Consider the following 16,341-nt stretch of genomic DNA (forward strand, 5'->3'; position numbering starts at 1 on the left):
TACTCCCTACTTTACTATCCAACATTTTCTCTTAGTATACAGCAAAACCGTTTACTATATATTTGTTTCCTGCATAGCAGCGAATTCATCCTCAGAAATAAGGACATCTCTCGGTTTCGTTCCTCTTCCTTCAGAAATAATCCCTTGCGATTCCATCTCTTCAATGAGACGTGCCGCGCGATTATAACCGATGCGGAATTTTCGCTGTACAGAAGATGTGGACGCTCCCCCTTGTTCTACAACAAATTGACATGCATCTAAAAATAGTTCATCTTCCGACTCACTCTGTTCTGATTTTGCTAATAAATCCTCTTGCTTAAATAAGTAATTCGGCTTCATTTGCTTTTTCACATGATCAACTGTTTTTTCAATCTCATCATCCGATACATATACACCTTGTACACGAACTGGCTTAGATGTACCGTTCCCTAAGAATAACATATCACCACGGCCAAGTAATTTTTCCGCGCCACCAATATCGATAATCGTACGCGAATCAACTTGAGATGATACAGTGAACGCTATACGCGTTGGAATATTTGATTTAATTAAACCTGTAATAACATCTACCGATGGACGCTGCGTCGCAACTAATAAGTGAATACCACAAGCACGAGCTTTTTGGGCAATACGACAAATCGCTTCCTCAACATCACCAGGTGCCACCATCATTAAATCAGCTAACTCGTCAATGACGATAACAATGTAAGGTAATGTCTCACCCGGAATTTCTCGCTCGCTTACAATCGTATTATAACGCGTTAAATCACGAGCACCAGCATGCGCGAACAATTCATAACGGCGTTCCATCTCTTCAACTGCCCACTTTAATGCAGCGGTAGCTGCTTTTACATCCGTAATAACAGGTGCTACAAGATGCGGAACAGAATTATATGGTGCAAGCTCAACCATCTTCGGATCAATTAGTATTAACTTCACTTCATGTGGCTTCGCTTTATATAAAATACTCGTTAAAATTGCGTTAATACACACACTTTTACCAGAACCCGTTGCACCCGCAATAAGTCCGTGTGGCATTTTTCGAATATCGGTTACAATTGGATCACCAGAAATATCAAGTCCAAGCGCAACAGTAAGTGGTGATTCACTCTTTGTAAACACAGGACTTCTTAAAATTTCACGAAGAAATACTGGCTTACTTTCTTTATTTGGAACTTCAATTCCAATCGCACTCTTCCCTGGAATTGGTGCTTCAATACGAATATCTTTCGCAGCTAAACTCAGCTTAATATCATCACTTAAGTTTGTAATTTTATTTACTTTCACACCTGGATCTGGCTGTACTTCAAAACGAGTTACTGCCGGCCCTTGCGATACATTAATAACATGTGCTCCAACATGGAAATTATTAAACGTTGTATCTAACAATTCTTTTTGCTCTTCCAACCATTCCGTATTATCTAACGCTGACTGTTGCGGGATTGACAATAATGCTAATGGCGGAACGGTATATGTTGGTGGTGTTTGTAATACATTTCGCATATCGTTCTCTCTTTGATTTACAACATATGCTTTCTCTTGTGGTTCTGTACTTGAACTTGGCTTTTGTACTTGCCCTGCAACCATTTGTTGTACTGGTCTTTCTTCCACTCGTGATTCTACTACCATTTGTTGCACTGGTTGTTCTTCCATTCGTGATTCTACTACCATTTGTTGCGCTGGTTGTTCTTCCACTTGTGGTTCTACTACCACTTGCTGCATTGGCTTTTCTTCCACTTGTGGCTCTACTACCACTTGCTGCATTGGCTTTTCTTCCACTTGTGGTTCTACTACCACTTGCTGCATTGGTTTCTCTTCCACTTGTGGTTCTACTACCACTTGTTGCACTGGTTGTTCTTCCACTCGTGGTTCTACTACCATTTGTTGCGTTGGTTGTTCTTCCACTCGTGGTTCTACTACCATTTGTTGCGTTGGTTGTTCTTCTAATTGGTGTACAGGCTTATTCTCTACTCGCTCACTCATAGAAGATTGCATTGCACTCGTTCTAGCCGCATGTCTTTCCATTAATCGCGTTCTGTCTTGTTTCAACATAACAACATTAAATGGTACATGACGCTTTTTCTCACGTTTTGGCTCTTCTTTTTGCACAATTGGTTGTTCTTCAGCGGCTGGCCCTTCTTCTGCAACTGGTTGTTCTTCAGCGACTGGCCCTTCTTCTACAACTGGTTGTTCTTCAGCGACTGGCCCTTCTTCTGCAACTGGTTGTTCTTCAGCGACTGGCCCTTCTTCTACAACTGGTTGTTCTTCAGCGACTGGCCCTTCTTCTACAACTGGTTGTTCTTCAGCGACTGGCCCTTCTTCTACAACTGGTTGTTCTTCAGCGACTGGCCCTTCTTCTGCAACTGGTTGTTCTTCAGCGGCTGGCCCTTCTTCTGCAACTGGTTGTTCTTCAGCGGCTGGCCCTTCTTCTGCAACTGGTTGTTCTTTAGCGACTGGCCCTTCTTCTACAACTGGTTGTTCTTCAGCGACTGGTTGTTCTTCAGCGACTGGCCCTTCTTCTGCAACTGGTTGTTCTTCAGCGGCTGGCCCTTCTTCTGCAACTGGTTGTTCTTCAGCGGCTGGCCCTTCTTCTGCAACTGGTTTACTTTCCTCTGTTTCTGCAATTAAAACATTCGCAAAACTTTGGACATCTTCCATCGTTTGTTCATCAGCCTCAGCAACATGTATGAATTTATTTTTTTGTTCAATTGCTTCATCTAATACCATTTCTTGCTGCGTTTCCTCAAGTTCTACAATTGCTTCTACTTCAGACCCCTCTGTTTCTGCAATTACTTCTGCTTCTTCAGTTTCTTCCATTTCCGCCATTACTTCTGCTTCTTCAGTTTCTTCTGCTTCCACCATTACTTCTGCTTCTTCAGTTTCTTCTGCTTCCACCACTACTTCTGCTTCCGCCACTACTTCTGCTTCCGCCATTACTTCTGCAACTTCTCCAAGCTCTTCTGGTATTTCCACAATGATTGTTTCTTCAAGTTTTTCTTCTGCTTTGACAATCACTGATTCTTCTGGAGCTTGCTTTTCTACTTCCATAATAGGTTGTTCTATTTCTGTATTACATTTAATTTCTTCTGATAATATTGTATCCTCGTGCTCTACTTTGGAATCTACTAATTCCTCTTGTAAAATGTTTTCATTTAGCACCACTACATCTTTTTCTTGCTCTGCATCTTCCATACGCTCAGCTACCGTTTTATGAAGTAATTCATCCGCTGAAACTTCCTGCGGTGTATTTATTTCTTGAATTACTTCTTTTTCTTCTACTACTGGCTCTTGGCGCTCAATTTCATAACCGTTTTTCTCGAGCCATTGATCAACAACTGACTTTTCTTCCTTTTTACTCTGTTGACCTTGCTGATCAACGTCTTGATGACTAGAAGAAGTCGGTGCTTTTCCTTCTGAGAAATAAGATAATGTATACCCTTTTTTCTCTAACCATGCATCAACGACTGATTTGCCCTCTACAGATATTTCAAGATCTTCTCTTTCCTTTTCTTCCTCCTGCTTTTCTTCCTTTTTCTCTACTGAAGGACGATTATATCCATAAATCGGCGAAATCATTTCTGTTGGACGAAATGGTCTACGGCTACTTTCTTGCGGCGATACAGATACTTTTTTTACGACTGGCTCTGGATCCGGTTCATATTGCACTTCCGGCTCTTCGTATGTAGAAACTGCATTCTCCACATACTGCCGTCTACTTCTCTCCACTTTTATTCCTCTTTGAGTAGGCTGCTCTTCGTATATACCTCTTTGAACAGGTTGTTCTTCAAAGTGAGGTAATTCTCTTACGTCATCCTCATCAAATCCATCATCTGGTATTAATGGAAAACGGCATTTACCTGCATTTCTGCTTGCCATTTGTGCTTCTCTTGCTTCAGTGTAGTGGTTTACACGAGGAATTTTCGGCTGACTTTCAATTTGTTTCATTGCTTCTTTATTCATCGCTGTTTGTTCTTCCTCTTTGTTAAACAGCTTTTTCATCCAATCTAACATGCTTACCACTCTTTCTACTAAATAGTAACATCCTTTATTGTATCAGCATTCGGCAAAAAGTGCAGGTAAAATTAAGCATGTCATATTTATCCATAACATTCTAATTTACGATTGTTTTCATATAGAAAAAAGCAGCCTTCCATGTAAGACTGCTTTTAAGCTTTACTCTTCCGATATTCATCTACACTATCTGTTACACTTTGCAGTAAAGAATTTACATACTGCGGGTCAGATAATTTTTTATCTTCATCCTGATTGGACATAAACCCGAGCTCTAATAGTACGCCAGGAACTTTCGCCCAATTAAATCCAGAAAGGTCATCCCTAAATTTAATCCCATTTACTTTCACCTGATTGTTTTCTCTCATTTTATTTACTATCTTTTGCGAGATTTGAAGACTTTCTGCATAAATCTCTTTCGTATAGGGACTTCCTTCTGCTGGCGTCAATACAGCAAACCCACTTTGATTTGGATTTTCAGAACCATCTGCATGAAGGCGTAAAAATAAATCTGCCTTATGATCGTTTGCGAATGTCGCACGTTCTTTATTGCTTATATCAACATCTTGTGACGTTCTCGTCATTACTACTTGTATCCCTTTTGCTTCAAGCTTTTCTTTTAATAAAAAAGACATTTCTAATACAAGTACAGCCTCTCTCTTTTTCGTCACAATACCCGTTGTACCATCTGTCACTTTATATTTTTGCGTCGTTGCCCCTGGTCCAATCGGTTCTAAATTTAAATTTGCTTTTTGTTGATGCCCTGGATCAATAACGACGAGAAACTTTCCTTGTTTTTCATTACTCTCTACTTTTTGTTCATTATTTTGCATAAGTTGCTCAGTTGGCTTCACCGGCGTATTTTCCTCTTTCTTTTCCTCGGCCGATACTTCCTCCCGCTTAGTTTCTACTTGTTCATTCGTTTGAATTGTTTGCGATTCTTCTTTTTTTTCTTGTTCTTCTTGCTGCTTTTCTACCGGTGCTTCTTTCTTATCATCTTTACTATTTTCTTGTGTAGAAGATAATGTTTCTTTTTTCGACTGTTCTTGTGAACAACCTCCCATATATATTCCAATGAATGCAGTCATGACCATTATTTTTATATACTTCATGCTTCTCTCCCATCACTTTGCACCGGACTCAAAGTTTTTCTTATAATTGTTTTATAACCTCATCCATATTTCCAATATAAACAGGCTGCCACGTTTCTGTACCACGCTCTGCCGTATAGACTGGATAAGCGTCATCATCCACATTCACGAAAACTGGATCACCCATATCTGTTTCATATCCAATAACAATCCATTCTTCTTGCCATTTTCCACTTTCATTGCTTATTAATGAATTTTTATGTTTATCATATCGATAACCGATCTGCCCTTTTTCCAGTTCATCTTCACTAAATACATATATTTCATAAGTACCTAGCTCAACATCTTGCTGTTTTGAAGTTTCAATTCGTTTTAGAAGTTCTGCGATTTTTGGTTGTTGTTTCATACGTTTATCCCCTTCTATTTTTCTAAATTTTAACTAGATTGTTTATAAAATACAATATAGATTTTTTTTAAAAAGGTGACACCCTTATCATATTAACGATTTTTTGAGTATATCTATCACAACTCTCAATATATCAACGATTTTTTAAATATATCTATCACAACTCTCAATATATCAACGATTCAATACGAAATTTCGACTTACCGACAAAGAATGATAAAAAGAAAAGAGAGGCTGTCCAAAAGGACAACCTCTCTTTTCTTATATCAATTAAAATTTAAACTCTTGTCCAACTTCAAAGCTATCTTCTAATACAAGAATACCTTTTTCTTGTGGAGCGTCTGGAAGCTCTAATTCACGTGCAGAGCAGATCATTCCAGAAGAAGGAACACCGCGAAGCTCAGCTGGCTTAATTAACATACCACTTGGCATAACAGCGCCGATTTTTGCAACGACAACTTTTTGTCCTGCATCAACGTTTGGTGCACCACATACGATTTGTAATGTTTCTGTACCGATTTCTACTGTACAAATGTTTAATTTATCAGCATTTGGGTGCTTTTCTTTTTCAGCTACATAACCTACAACAAATTTTGGAGAAAGATCCGCTTCTACTTTTTCTTCAAAGCCGTTCTTCGCTAAAATTTCGTTGATTGTTTCTACAAGCTCTTTCGTTAATGTCAGGTTACCTGTTTCTTTTACTTCTAAGTAAGAAGATGCATTAAAGATGTTGAATCCTGCTGTTACATTGCTTTCACGATCGTATACGCGTGCAACATCTCCTTTGCGATCAAAAGTACGGTTCTCTAAAGTAATATCTTGTAAGGCAACAATTAAAGTGTCACCAATTCCTTCAAGGTTATAAAAAACGTTCACTTCGTTCATCCTTTCTCTTTTCCATCTGTCTTCTTCCGATTCTTCGCTAAAATAAAGATTGGTTCAAAGTCCCCATCTTCATAAACGAATGAAAGTGATGTAATCGGAACATGCCCTTCGGCAAAAAATTTCATTGTCATTTGTGCAATAATATCATAACCGATTTCGTTGACGATATCAGCAATAATTAATACGTCTTGGTGAGGAACAGCAACAACCATGTCACCAGAGATCTTTTCACGCATCGATTGTAGTAACGTTTCGTTTAAAATACGACTCGCATCATACCCATCATTTGTGTTTAAAAAGTAGAATGTATTATCCGCTACTGTGTCCTGCTTAAATTCATAACCTAATGAGCGAGCATTAAATAATGCCATCTCGCGCACTTGCTGCTCTGTAAGCTCTAATTTTTGTAATAAGCGCTCATCAATTAGGCGATACGTTTTATTAGAATCTAGCGCGTAATAAATACGTGTTTCCGCCGTATGATCCGTCATAATAAACGGATTTCCTTCTTCTGATTGTTTTGGGAAAGAAGTAGAGCGAATAACAGGTAAAATTTTCGCCGTGCTATTTTCTTCTCTATGCATTGCAATTAACGCTTCTTGTACATAATAAGCAACCTCTTCAATCGCCTTTTCTTTGTTCACTTCCCATTTCGCTACTACTCCTGGAAGTGATACGTTAATACCTTTTTTCGAGTTTGTTTGTTCAATACGAAGAACTTCTTTCTCGCTATCATAATGAAAATCCCATTCTGGTCGAGATAATTTCTTCATTAACTCGTCTTTCATCTTTTTACTTGTCATTTTCATCTCTTTTTCCTCCCTTCCAAAAAAATAACCTCCCCCGCGAAGGTAGAGGTTGTTTTTACAATTCAATTGGCTAATTGTTTTATTTTAAACCTTCAATAAACTCTTCGATTTGCTCTTGTGTTTTACGATCTTTGTTTACATAGCGTCCAGTTTCTTCACCTTTATTGTACGCTACAAAGCTCGGAATGCCAAATACGTCTAATTTTACGCATAGATCAATAAACTCATCACGATCTACATAGTAAAATGAGAAATCACTATACTTCTCTTCTACTTCTGGCATAAATGGATCAACGAAACGGCAATCTGGGCACCATTCTGCTGAGAACATGAAGACTACATTCTCTTCATTTTTTAATTCTTGGAATTGTTCCATGCTTTCTAATGATTTCATCTATATTTCCTCCTCTAATGCGTGCACTTTTTTCACACTATAATCTTTTCTTTATACTACCATACATCGTACACGGTGCAAGGTTTATGCTTGCTTTTTATCATACTTATATTGCCCAACGAGTAACTTAACAACGTGTACAAATAATTCCGTTCGATCGACATAATCGTCTGTAAAAATACCGATAGCACCTTCGTGACTACGAATATCTTTCCGCTCTACAAACTCTTCCATCACTTCACTTAACTCTTTACCATCTTCAAGAGGCGTTAAAAAATCGTCTGGTAACTTAATACGTGCTCCTCCGGCAACGAATATCTTATCGTCACTCGTTGCGAGTGCGCCCCAGTTACACATAAATAAACCGTGATCCGTTTTCATCACGCCGCCTTCTAACCCAATACCAATTTGAGCTTCTCCTTCTTGCAATGCTCGCTTCGCTCTATTAATTGCTCCTTGCATCGTCTCTTCATCTGAAAATGGCTGTGCCGATACTCCCGATGGGACAGAAAGAGATGTAATTTCAGCATCTTTCCATACCTTCTCCACAGCCCCAACCTTCGTTTTATTCTTCGATCCAACTACTACCTTCATTTCGTTCACCTCTATAAGAATTCATTATTCTGTTCTAATATCCACTTCAGCACAAATGAAGTGCCAACCACTACCACACACCACCAAGGAATCCCTTCTACCTATAGTAGAAGGTGACTTCCCACAATATTTTTGGTCCCGAACACAAAAACATTCTTCCGCGGTCTTCATGCATTATTCGAGCACTAATTAAGCACTGACCGCTACTACACATCGCTGGGTCATCTCTCCTACCTAAAAAAAGAAAGAGCTCTGCAGCCCTTCCTCTTTACGCGTTATTCTTAATTGTTTCTAACGTCGTTTTGTCCGTTGTTCTTACAAGCTTTGTAATAAGTTCTTTTGCTGCTGCATAATCATCAACATGTAAAATAGAAGCATGCGTATGAATGTAGCGAGCACAAACACCAATTACTGCTGATGGGATACCTGAGTTACTTGTATGTACACGGCCCGCATCTGTCCCACCTTGTGAAATAAAGTATTGGTACGGAATATTATGTGTTTCTGCTGTATCTAAAATGAATTCGCGCATTCCTCGATGAGTTACCATCGTACGATCGTAAATACGAAGAAGAGCACCTTTTCCTAATTGACCGAACTGCGTTTTATCACCAGAAGCATCGTTTGCTGGACTTGCATCAAGCGCATAGAAAATGTCTGGTTGAATCATATTAGCAGCTGTTTGTGCTCCGCGAAGACCTACTTCTTCTTGTACAGTAGCACCAGAGTATAATGTATTCGGTAATGTTTCATCTTTTAATTCTTTTAATAACTCGATTGCCAGGCCACATCCATAACGGTTGTCCCAAGCTTTCGCCATAATTTTCTTCTCATTTGCCATCGGTGTGAACGGGCAGATTGGCACGATTTGTTGTCCTGGTTTTACACCAATTTCAATCGCATCTTCATAACTATCTGCACCTATATCGATTAGCATATTTTTTATATCCATCGTTTTTGCACGTTGCGCATCACTTAATAAATGAGGAGGGATAGAACCAACAACCCCTATAACAGGACCATTCTTCGTCATCACTTGTACGCGCTGCGCTAATAGCACTTGGCTCCACCAGCCGCCTAACGTTTGAAAACGAAGCATTCCGTTTTTCGTAATTTGCGTAACCATGAAACCTACTTCATCCATATGACCTGCTACAAGAACACGTGGGCCAGTTTCGTCCCCTTTTTTCAGACCAAATACGCTACCTAAACCGTCTTGCACAATTTCATCAGCATATTTGCTTAATTCTTGCTTCATAAAACGGCGTACATCATGTTCAAAACCTGACGCACCTTGTAATTCTGTTAACGTACGAAATAATTGTAATGTCTCTTTATTCACGAAGTCCCCTTCTTTCAAACCTTAGTAGAATACCTTTTTTATTGTAACGAAATTTTCGAAATGTTTCTAGTTTCTTCTTTTTTAGCTGCATTTGCTTTATAATTATTATCGGTACACTATTTTTATTTTATAGAATTGAGGTGAATATATGAGCTGGAAAGGTTTAGTAGCAGGTCTTGGCGTTGGATTTGCAGCTGGTTATTTCGTTGCAAACAAAGTACAAGAACAATCCCATATTTCTTCAGAAAAAGCATTGAAAATGGTGAAACAAGCATTAAATCATAAAGGTGAAATTACTGGCTCTTGGGTACATATGGTTCCAGAGACATTTGAAAAATATGATGTTGCGTATGAAGTTTATCGCGGCGGTCTTACAACAATGTTAGATGATATACAAGAACGATTTGAATTTTTAGTTGATGCTAAAACAGGTACTGTTTTAGAGGTAATAGCAGCATAAAAAGAGGTTTCCCATTAGGTGAACCTCTTTTTTTTGAAAAATTGCGGATAGTGATTAAAATTATATCGGCGATTTTCCGAATATATCGGCGCAACTCGATTTATATCAGCGATTTCCCAATTATATCGGCGCAACTCAAATTATATCAGCGTTTGTTTAAATATATCGACTTACCGACAAAACCCGACAATAAAAAAGAGGCTGCTCCAATAAATATGATGGAACAACCTCCTTTTTTTTTAAGCTTCTATACTCGTTTTTCTCTCAATTTTTTCTACAATATGTCCTTCCTCATTCCACTTCACTGCACGATAATATGCGTCATGATAAAATGAAAACCACGCATCGTTTTCAGCACCATATTTCATCCACTTTTGCTTATTTTCAATCGATGTCATCGGATAATCATCATAAGCCATGACCCATAATACATTTTGATGTGCGTGTGTCGGCAATAGGTCTGCTAAATGCAGCATCGTTTCTCCTTTGCTTTCTAAAGCAATGACTGCATGTCCATCACTATGTCCGCCTGTATGCGCCATCTTTATTTCATCCGTAATTTCGATTTCTTGTTGAAACGTAACAACTTGCTCTACAATCGGCTCCCAATTTTCCTTCCAATACGTATTACGGGATCTAATATTTGGGTTCCTCATTTCATTCCACTCTGTTTCACTTACATAAACTTTCGCATTCGGAAACGCCGGTACAAGGTGATCCCCTTCCCATTTCGTTAAACCAGATGCATGATCAAAATGAAGGTGCGTCATTAAGACGTAGTGAATATCTTCAGGCTTTAATCCCAGTTTTTCTAAAGATTCATAAACCGATGACTCTTCCGTTACTCCTTGATTTCTCTTCATTTTCTCATTCAATTTACCGTTTCCTATTCCAGAATCAATAAGCATATTTCCATCTTTCGTTTGCAAAAGTAACGGATCTGTTCGTAAATATATATGATTTGTATCGTTATGTTTATATTTTCGTGACCAAAGTACTTTCGGCACAACGCCAAACATTGCCCCGCCATCTAAATGTGTGTTCCCACCTTTTAACCACGTCACTTTTATATCTCCAATTCGTAATTCTTCCATCACACATCCCCCTTTTACATTAATTTTAACATAAAATTCTGATTATTTTAGTTATAAAAAAACCTATGCATTACTGCATAGGCTCTGTGCGATACTTCGCTTCAACTCGATAAATACGATGACCTTTACTAGAGAACTTCTCTTCGTACTCAGTCATAATATTACCTTCAAAATCACTGTTATGAAGATCTAGGCTTAAGTAAGTTAGTAACATACCATACTCAGCCATACTCATTAGAGAGTATTCAAATAACCCTTGGTTATCTGTTTTGAAATGAATTTCTCCGCCCTCTACTAACACTTCTTCATAATTGCGTAAAAACGTTTTATACGTTAAACGACGCTTCGTGTGACGATTCTTCGGCCATGGATCTGAGAAGTTTAAATAAACACGATCAATTTCACCTTTTGCAAAGAAAACTGTTAAATCTTCAGCATCTTTATTTATTAACTTTAAGTTCGGTAATTCTTCTTCAATTAATTTATCAAGTGCATCTACAACAACACTCGTAAATTTTTCAATTCCAATATAATTAATATGTGGATTTGCTTTTGCCATATCGTACATAAAGCGGCCACGACCTGTACCTACTTCAATGTGAATGGGTTGTTCATTTCCAAATACTTCTTTCCAATTACCCGCGCGCTCTTCTGGGTTTCCAATTACGATATGTGAATACTCATTAATTCGATCTAATGCATATGGTTTATGTCTTAAACGCATAGATGTCTCCCTCTCTTTACAAAGCTATTTTAAAGGAATGATTCCTTTTTTCTGTTTTAATCAATCTACCAAACAAAAAACCAAGTACGTACGAGCACTCGGTCCGTTTCTTTCAAGTATAAGATGTACCATTTTGATAAAAACTACATACAGCATTAAACATTCCATGACGACGTAGCTTTTTCTCTTACATTCCGAGAAGAGAAAAACAATCGAAAGGATGATCCGTTCATGCCAATTAGTCAACAACATCAATTAGAAGTGCTGAAAGATATTTTAGTCAATCACCAAAGCGATTGCTGTGGGACAGTTTCTGAATGCGAGCAATTAGAGCGCCTCATTCAATCGTTACTCGCAAACGATAATATAAGTAATGACGCTAAAACAATGCTAAACGATGTATATTCTTATAGTCAATCGGGTAAATCTTCCTCTAATTTGGACAACCATATTTCCAATAATCAAGAACAACTTACTCAGTGGATTGCTGGAATGGACAATTTTTCTTAAGTATTATTCTGAAGCAAGTAGTTGCTGTAAATATTGATGCCAATATTCAGCTTCTGCTTGTTGTTTTTTTGTTGTGTGCCATTGAATAGATAAAATCGTTTGTGCTATTACATACCATCTCATACGCCTAAGCAATGATTCATCCATTTCAATATCATAATACCCGAGCCACTCACTCCATTCATGACGCGGAATGTACCAGTATAATAACATACCTAGGTCTAGAGCTGGGTCAGCAATGACAGCTCCATCCCAATCAATTAAAAACAACTCATCTTCGTCCGACAATATCCAGTTGTTATGGTTTACATCACAATGGCATACAACGAATTCATTGTATTCAATACTTTTTAATGAATCCGTTAAATATTGAAGGCCTTGCTGAATTGTTTCATCTACCCTTATATCTCCCCTTAAAACAAGTTGCAATTGTTGTAATAACTCTTGGGCGTGAAGCGGCTGCTTCCCAAGTCTTTGAATCATCTGCACAAGCGCTTTAGAGGAGTGTATTTTCTTCAAAAGTTTCGCAACACGTTCTAGTTTCATATCCTCTGGCTCTAGCTTCTGTCCCGGAAGCCATTTTTGAGCAGAAATCACATCACCGTTCGTTACCCTTCTTGTCCAAAGTAATTTTGGAACAATTCCTTCTGCTGACAATACCGCTAAAAAGGGCGATGTATTCCGCTTTAAAAATAACTTCTGTTGTCCGTTTTGCGCAATATATGCATCGCCCGTTACTCCACCAGCCGGTACAAGACTCCACTCTTTTCCTAATAATTGTTCCAACCATTCCATATTCATTACCCGTTAACAAATCCTTATCTTTTATAGTTATGAAAAGAAAAACCGCAACATTTCTACACATGTTGTGGATTCATATATATTTTACTGTAAATGAAAAGAAAACTTGGCATAAGCCAAAAACTCTCTATTTTATTTTACAAAACCACTCATAGAATGACAACTTATCAAAATCGTCACCTTTGTCAATTCTACATTTATTACATTCTCATCGTCAAGTAGCGATTTGTCACATTATCGTCAATATATACGTGCTAATGGGAGCCAATTGAAGTTCCTTTCCTCTAAATGAAGAAATTGGCTCTATTTTCGCTTGCTTTTCGTTTACTAACACATGCCACGTTCCTTCTTTTGGAAGCTGCACCGTTTTAGCTTCCAAACCGCTATTAAATAAAACGACAATTTCTTTCCACGGCCCAAACAATTCTACATGCTCTAGGTGGTATGCAAGTACTTCTGTAGATGTTTGCAAAAAAGTCATATGCTTTTTTATAAGATCTGCGTTTTGTAATCGGAATGCCCCGTGCTCTTTGCGAATCGCAATTAACCCTTTTATATAGTTAACTGTCTCCATCTCTTTCTCTTTTTGATCCCAGTCTAATCGATTTATTTCATCATTTGCATTATAACTATTTTCATTTCCATTCTTCGTACGATAAAACTCTTGTCCTGCGTGTAAGAAAGGAATTCCTTGCGAAAGAATAACTATTGCGCTTGCTAGAAGGTGCCGTTTTTTCAAAATCTCTTCCGGTTCTTCATTACTGTGCACTAGTTTATCCCACATCGTCATGTTGTCATGACATTCTACATAGTTAATACTTTGTACCGGTTCTAGAAATAATCCTGTTTCTTTCACACTTAAAAGACTACCTGATGCTATATACTGTAAATGCTGACAGTCTACATGCCCACCAAACGCAAAACCACGTTTATTTACATTAAATGTGCTACCTTTTATTCCATCACGAAATTGATCATTAAACTGCGCGATATGTGGCATTTTTCTTGCATTATTTAACGCTGCTTTTTCCTCAAGAGGAAGCGGTGTTTGTAAATCCCATCCTTCTCCTAATAACAATGCGTCTCGCTTTATGTTTCGCACTTCTTTTTCTATTATGTTCATTGTATCAACATCTAAAATCCCCATTAAGTCGAATCGGAATCCATCAACATTGTATTCCGTCAGCCAATATAAAATAGACTCTATAATGAATTTCCTCATCATTTTCCGTTCAGACGCTATATCATTTCCAACTCCCGTCCCATTAGAAGGCATACCATCTTCGCCATGGCGAAAATAATAACCTGGAACAAGCTTTTCAAATGATGATAGTTCTCTTTCATAAACGTGATTATATACAACATCTATAACTACTCGGATACCGTTTTCATGAAATGTTTCAATCAATTGCTTACACTCTACTATCCTGTTATACGGATCAGCAAGGTTTGTAGCATAAAACCCCGTTGGTGTATTGTAATATAATGGATTGTAACCCCAATTATATGCGCCGGAAGGATTTGCCTCATCTACACCACCGAAACAAGATAACGGTAATAATTCAACATGTGTAACACCTAAATCTTTTATATGAGACAATCCTGTTAACGTCCCATTCCGTCCCGTCGTTCCCTCTTCCATCAACCCTCTATATGTTCCTTTTTTATTCACTCCACTATTTGGGTGAATAGTCGCATCACGAATATGCAGTTCATACAATATAGCATCTGTCATTGACTGTAATGGTGGTAATTCCTCTCGTCTCGTTACATTCGTCTTTTCCAAATCGATAACAACACCGTATTTCCCATTTGCAGTCGTTGACTTTGTGTATGGATCCACCGCTTCATTCCATATTAAATTAATACAGACGAGGAAGGTATATCGAGCCCCATCATGATCCCCTTGTAATGCATGAACCCAAACACCATTTTCTTCTCTATGCATGTCATAATCGGTATATTCTTTATCACTTTTATAAAATCTTACTTTTGCAAGCCTCGCAGTTGGAGCCCACACTTTAAATGTTGTTGCTTCTTTTTTGTATACAGCACCTAGATCTGTGCCTTCGTAATAATACTTCTCATCAAAAATTGCCGTTCGAATAACAGCGCCTATTTGTAAATCCGTTTCTTCGTTCCGTTCATCTCGTACTGTATAATACTTCCCCACATCTAGTGACTCTTCTATAAAGCACTCATACTTTGTTGCATCCGGAAGCGCAATAGTATGAGCAATCGGTAAATCTTTCACATTATTTCCTTCTTGCAAACGAAATGTCCGACTTGTTCCATACGCATGTGGGAGCAAAATTGTAATTTTATTCATTTCATCTAAATAGGCATCAAATGGACGTTTTACTTTCAACATAAAAAAATCACCATCATTCTCAAAATTAAAATAAAGTGAATCTTTAATCAATTCGGAGTATCCCCTGCTGATTATTAGCCCCCACCAATCGGGCCTTTGTGTGAGTATACGAGCTGCAAATAATAAAACTTTTCTTATTAGCAAGACTCTATACAGTAACTCCATTATTCTCTATAGTATATTCACCTGTATAAAAAACGTTTTCATACATTCTATTTTTGTAGTTTTATTTCAGCAATCGATTTATATTTCGGCGTTTCCTTCACGTGAGATTCGTATAAAGTAATTGTATCCGCTTGAAATGATACTTCAGGCACTTCTTTTATATTTTCCAAATGAAACTTTTTTTCTCCCATCCATTTACGAGCAACAGTAATATGTGGATGATACGGACGTGTTTCTAAAGAAAACCCATTCCCTTCACAAATCGCATGCACTTGCTTTTGTAGCTGAAACAACTCATGATTCTCACTTACTTTCGCCCAAAAAATACGTGGCCTGTCTTCCATGCCAAATGTTGAAAATCCTTGTAATGTGAAAGGTAGTTCCTTTTTTTCTATAAGTGTTTGTAATCCATTCTTTATTCCTTCTAATTGTTCCTCTGTCGCACTTCCTAAAAAGGAAAGGGTAATATGATAGTCTTCCTTATGTACCCACGAGCGAAATGGTAATTCCTCCTCCATATCCTCTTTATAATTAGAGAGCACTTCTTTTATATAATTTGGTAAAGTAATTGCGACAAAATAATGCGGCTCCATTTATATCATCTCCTTTTTTTTATTGTTGCTTTTCTTTCTTATCTCATTCAGTTAAAAAGAAGCCGCCCTCTAAAGTAGAGAGCGGTCATTA

Annotated in this window: 15 protein-coding genes; 2 read left to right on the forward strand and 13 right to left on the reverse strand. The window is 37.9% G+C overall.

Features of this window, described 5'->3' with window-relative positions; all coding sequences use genetic code 11:
- Positions 1-54: 54 nt before the first annotated feature.
- The 8 genes from ACUN26_RS20030 to ACUN26_RS20065 form a co-directional block, all read right to left on the reverse strand.
- The gene (locus ACUN26_RS20030) at positions 55-4,011 is read right to left on the reverse strand and encodes a DNA translocase FtsK (RefSeq protein WP_023441086.1); all 3,957 of its coding nucleotides are present in this window, start codon (positions 4,009-4,011) and stop codon (positions 55-57) included.
- A gap of 155 nt (positions 4,012-4,166) precedes the next feature.
- A complete protein-coding gene (locus ACUN26_RS20035; protein WP_000874075.1) occupies positions 4,167-5,123 on the reverse strand; it encodes an N-acetylmuramoyl-L-alanine amidase in 957 nt (318 codons plus the stop codon).
- Between the two features lie 40 nt (positions 5,124-5,163).
- Entirely contained in the window at positions 5,164-5,508 is a 345-nt protein-coding gene (locus ACUN26_RS20040) for a hypothetical protein (protein WP_000813345.1), read from the reverse strand.
- A 270-nt stretch (positions 5,509-5,778) separates the two neighbouring features.
- Positions 5,779-6,393: a YtpR family tRNA-binding protein gene (ytpR, locus tag ACUN26_RS20045; protein ID WP_001006772.1), complete on the reverse strand. Its 615-nt coding sequence runs from the start codon at positions 6,391-6,393 to the stop codon at positions 5,779-5,781.
- The gene (locus tag ACUN26_RS20050) at positions 6,390-7,202 is read right to left on the reverse strand and encodes a DUF1444 domain-containing protein (protein ID WP_000784599.1); all 813 of its coding nucleotides are present in this window, start codon (positions 7,200-7,202) and stop codon (positions 6,390-6,392) included. The genes ytpR and ACUN26_RS20050 overlap by 4 nt, the downstream gene beginning before the upstream one ends.
- 79 nt (positions 7,203-7,281) lie before the next feature.
- The gene (locus ACUN26_RS20055) at positions 7,282-7,596 is read right to left on the reverse strand and encodes a thioredoxin family protein (RefSeq protein ID WP_000838192.1); all 315 of its coding nucleotides are present in this window, start codon (positions 7,594-7,596) and stop codon (positions 7,282-7,284) included.
- 84 nt (positions 7,597-7,680) lie between these two features.
- Positions 7,681-8,190 (reverse strand): DUF84 family protein, encoded by a 510-nt coding sequence (locus tag ACUN26_RS20060; RefSeq protein WP_000869945.1) that lies wholly within the window; start codon positions 8,188-8,190, stop codon positions 7,681-7,683.
- A gap of 268 nt (positions 8,191-8,458) precedes the next feature.
- Complete coding sequence (locus tag ACUN26_RS20065) at positions 8,459-9,532, reverse strand: M42 family metallopeptidase (RefSeq protein ID WP_001031519.1); 1,074 nt, start codon at positions 9,530-9,532, stop codon at positions 8,459-8,461.
- A gap of 148 nt (positions 9,533-9,680) precedes the next feature.
- On the opposite strand from ACUN26_RS20065, the gene ACUN26_RS20070 reads away from it, so the two are divergent.
- Complete coding sequence (locus tag ACUN26_RS20070; RefSeq protein WP_000118536.1) at positions 9,681-9,992, forward strand: PepSY domain-containing protein; 312 nt, start codon at positions 9,681-9,683, stop codon at positions 9,990-9,992.
- A gap of 239 nt (positions 9,993-10,231) precedes the next feature.
- On the opposite strand, the gene ACUN26_RS20075 is transcribed toward ACUN26_RS20070, so the two are convergent.
- Positions 10,232-11,086, reverse strand: coding sequence for a YtnP family quorum-quenching lactonase (locus tag ACUN26_RS20075; RefSeq protein ID WP_000391955.1), 855 nt, complete (start codon positions 11,084-11,086; stop codon positions 10,232-10,234).
- 70 nt (positions 11,087-11,156) lie between these two features.
- Positions 11,157-11,810: a tRNA (guanosine(46)-N7)-methyltransferase TrmB gene (gene trmB / locus ACUN26_RS20080; RefSeq protein ID WP_001239372.1), complete on the reverse strand. Its 654-nt coding sequence runs from the start codon at positions 11,808-11,810 to the stop codon at positions 11,157-11,159.
- A gap of 231 nt (positions 11,811-12,041) precedes the next feature.
- On the opposite strand from trmB, the gene ACUN26_RS20085 reads away from it, so the two are divergent.
- Positions 12,042-12,320, forward strand: a complete 279-nt coding sequence (locus ACUN26_RS20085; RefSeq protein ID WP_001122853.1) for a YtzH-like family protein — start codon at positions 12,042-12,044, stop codon at positions 12,318-12,320.
- A gap of 3 nt (positions 12,321-12,323) precedes the next feature.
- Here the strand turns inward: ACUN26_RS20085 and ACUN26_RS20090 are convergent, their stop codons facing one another.
- The 3 genes from ACUN26_RS20090 to thpR form a co-directional block, all read right to left on the reverse strand.
- A complete protein-coding gene (locus ACUN26_RS20090) occupies positions 12,324-13,121 on the reverse strand; it encodes a phosphotransferase family protein (RefSeq protein WP_002039786.1) in 798 nt (265 codons plus the stop codon).
- A 229-nt stretch (positions 13,122-13,350) separates the two neighbouring features.
- Entirely contained in the window at positions 13,351-15,492 is a 2,142-nt protein-coding gene (gene pulA, locus ACUN26_RS20095) for a type I pullulanase (RefSeq protein WP_002039785.1), read from the reverse strand.
- Positions 15,493-15,704: 212 nt separating this feature from the next.
- Entirely contained in the window at positions 15,705-16,250 is a 546-nt protein-coding gene (thpR, locus tag ACUN26_RS20100; protein ID WP_000433244.1) for an RNA 2',3'-cyclic phosphodiesterase, read from the reverse strand.
- Positions 16,251-16,341: the final 91 nt, after the last annotated feature.

The sequence above is a fragment of the Bacillus sp. WC2503 genome, from assembly GCF_052682895.1.

Bases quoted from the DNA above. Each gene is read 5' to 3' on its own strand.
- ACUN26_RS20030 (WP_023441086.1), bottom strand. From the start codon at position 4,011: ATGTTAGATTGGATGAAAAAGCTGTTTAACAAAGAGGAAGAACAAACA.
- ACUN26_RS20035 (WP_000874075.1), bottom strand. From the start codon at position 5,123: ATGAAGTATATAAAAATAATGGTCATGACTGCATTCATTGGAATATAT.
- ACUN26_RS20040 (WP_000813345.1), bottom strand. From the start codon at position 5,508: ATGAAACAACAACCAAAAATCGCAGAACTTCTAAAACGAATTGAAACT.
- ytpR (WP_001006772.1), bottom strand. From the start codon at position 6,393: ATGAACGAAGTGAACGTTTTTTATAACCTTGAAGGAATTGGTGACACT.
- ACUN26_RS20050 (WP_000784599.1), bottom strand. From the start codon at position 7,202: ATGAAAATGACAAGTAAAAAGATGAAAGACGAGTTAATGAAGAAATTA.
- ACUN26_RS20055 (WP_000838192.1), bottom strand. From the start codon at position 7,596: ATGAAATCATTAGAAAGCATGGAACAATTCCAAGAATTAAAAAATGAA.
- ACUN26_RS20060 (WP_000869945.1), bottom strand. From the start codon at position 8,190: ATGAAGGTAGTAGTTGGATCGAAGAATAAAACGAAGGTTGGGGCTGTG.
- ACUN26_RS20070 (WP_000118536.1), top strand. From the start codon at position 9,681: ATGAGCTGGAAAGGTTTAGTAGCAGGTCTTGGCGTTGGATTTGCAGCT.
- ACUN26_RS20075 (WP_000391955.1), bottom strand. From the start codon at position 11,086: ATGGAAGAATTACGAATTGGAGATATAAAAGTGACGTGGTTAAAAGGT.
- trmB (WP_001239372.1), bottom strand. From the start codon at position 11,810: ATGCGTTTAAGACATAAACCATATGCATTAGATCGAATTAATGAGTAT.
- ACUN26_RS20085 (WP_001122853.1), top strand. From the start codon at position 12,042: ATGCCAATTAGTCAACAACATCAATTAGAAGTGCTGAAAGATATTTTA.
- ACUN26_RS20090 (WP_002039786.1), bottom strand. From the start codon at position 13,121: ATGAATATGGAATGGTTGGAACAATTATTAGGAAAAGAGTGGAGTCTT.
- pulA (WP_002039785.1), bottom strand. From the start codon at position 15,492: ATGTTGAAAGTAAAACGTCCATTTGATGCCTATTTAGATGAAATGAAT.
- thpR (WP_000433244.1), bottom strand. From the start codon at position 16,250: ATGGAGCCGCATTATTTTGTCGCAATTACTTTACCAAATTATATAAAA.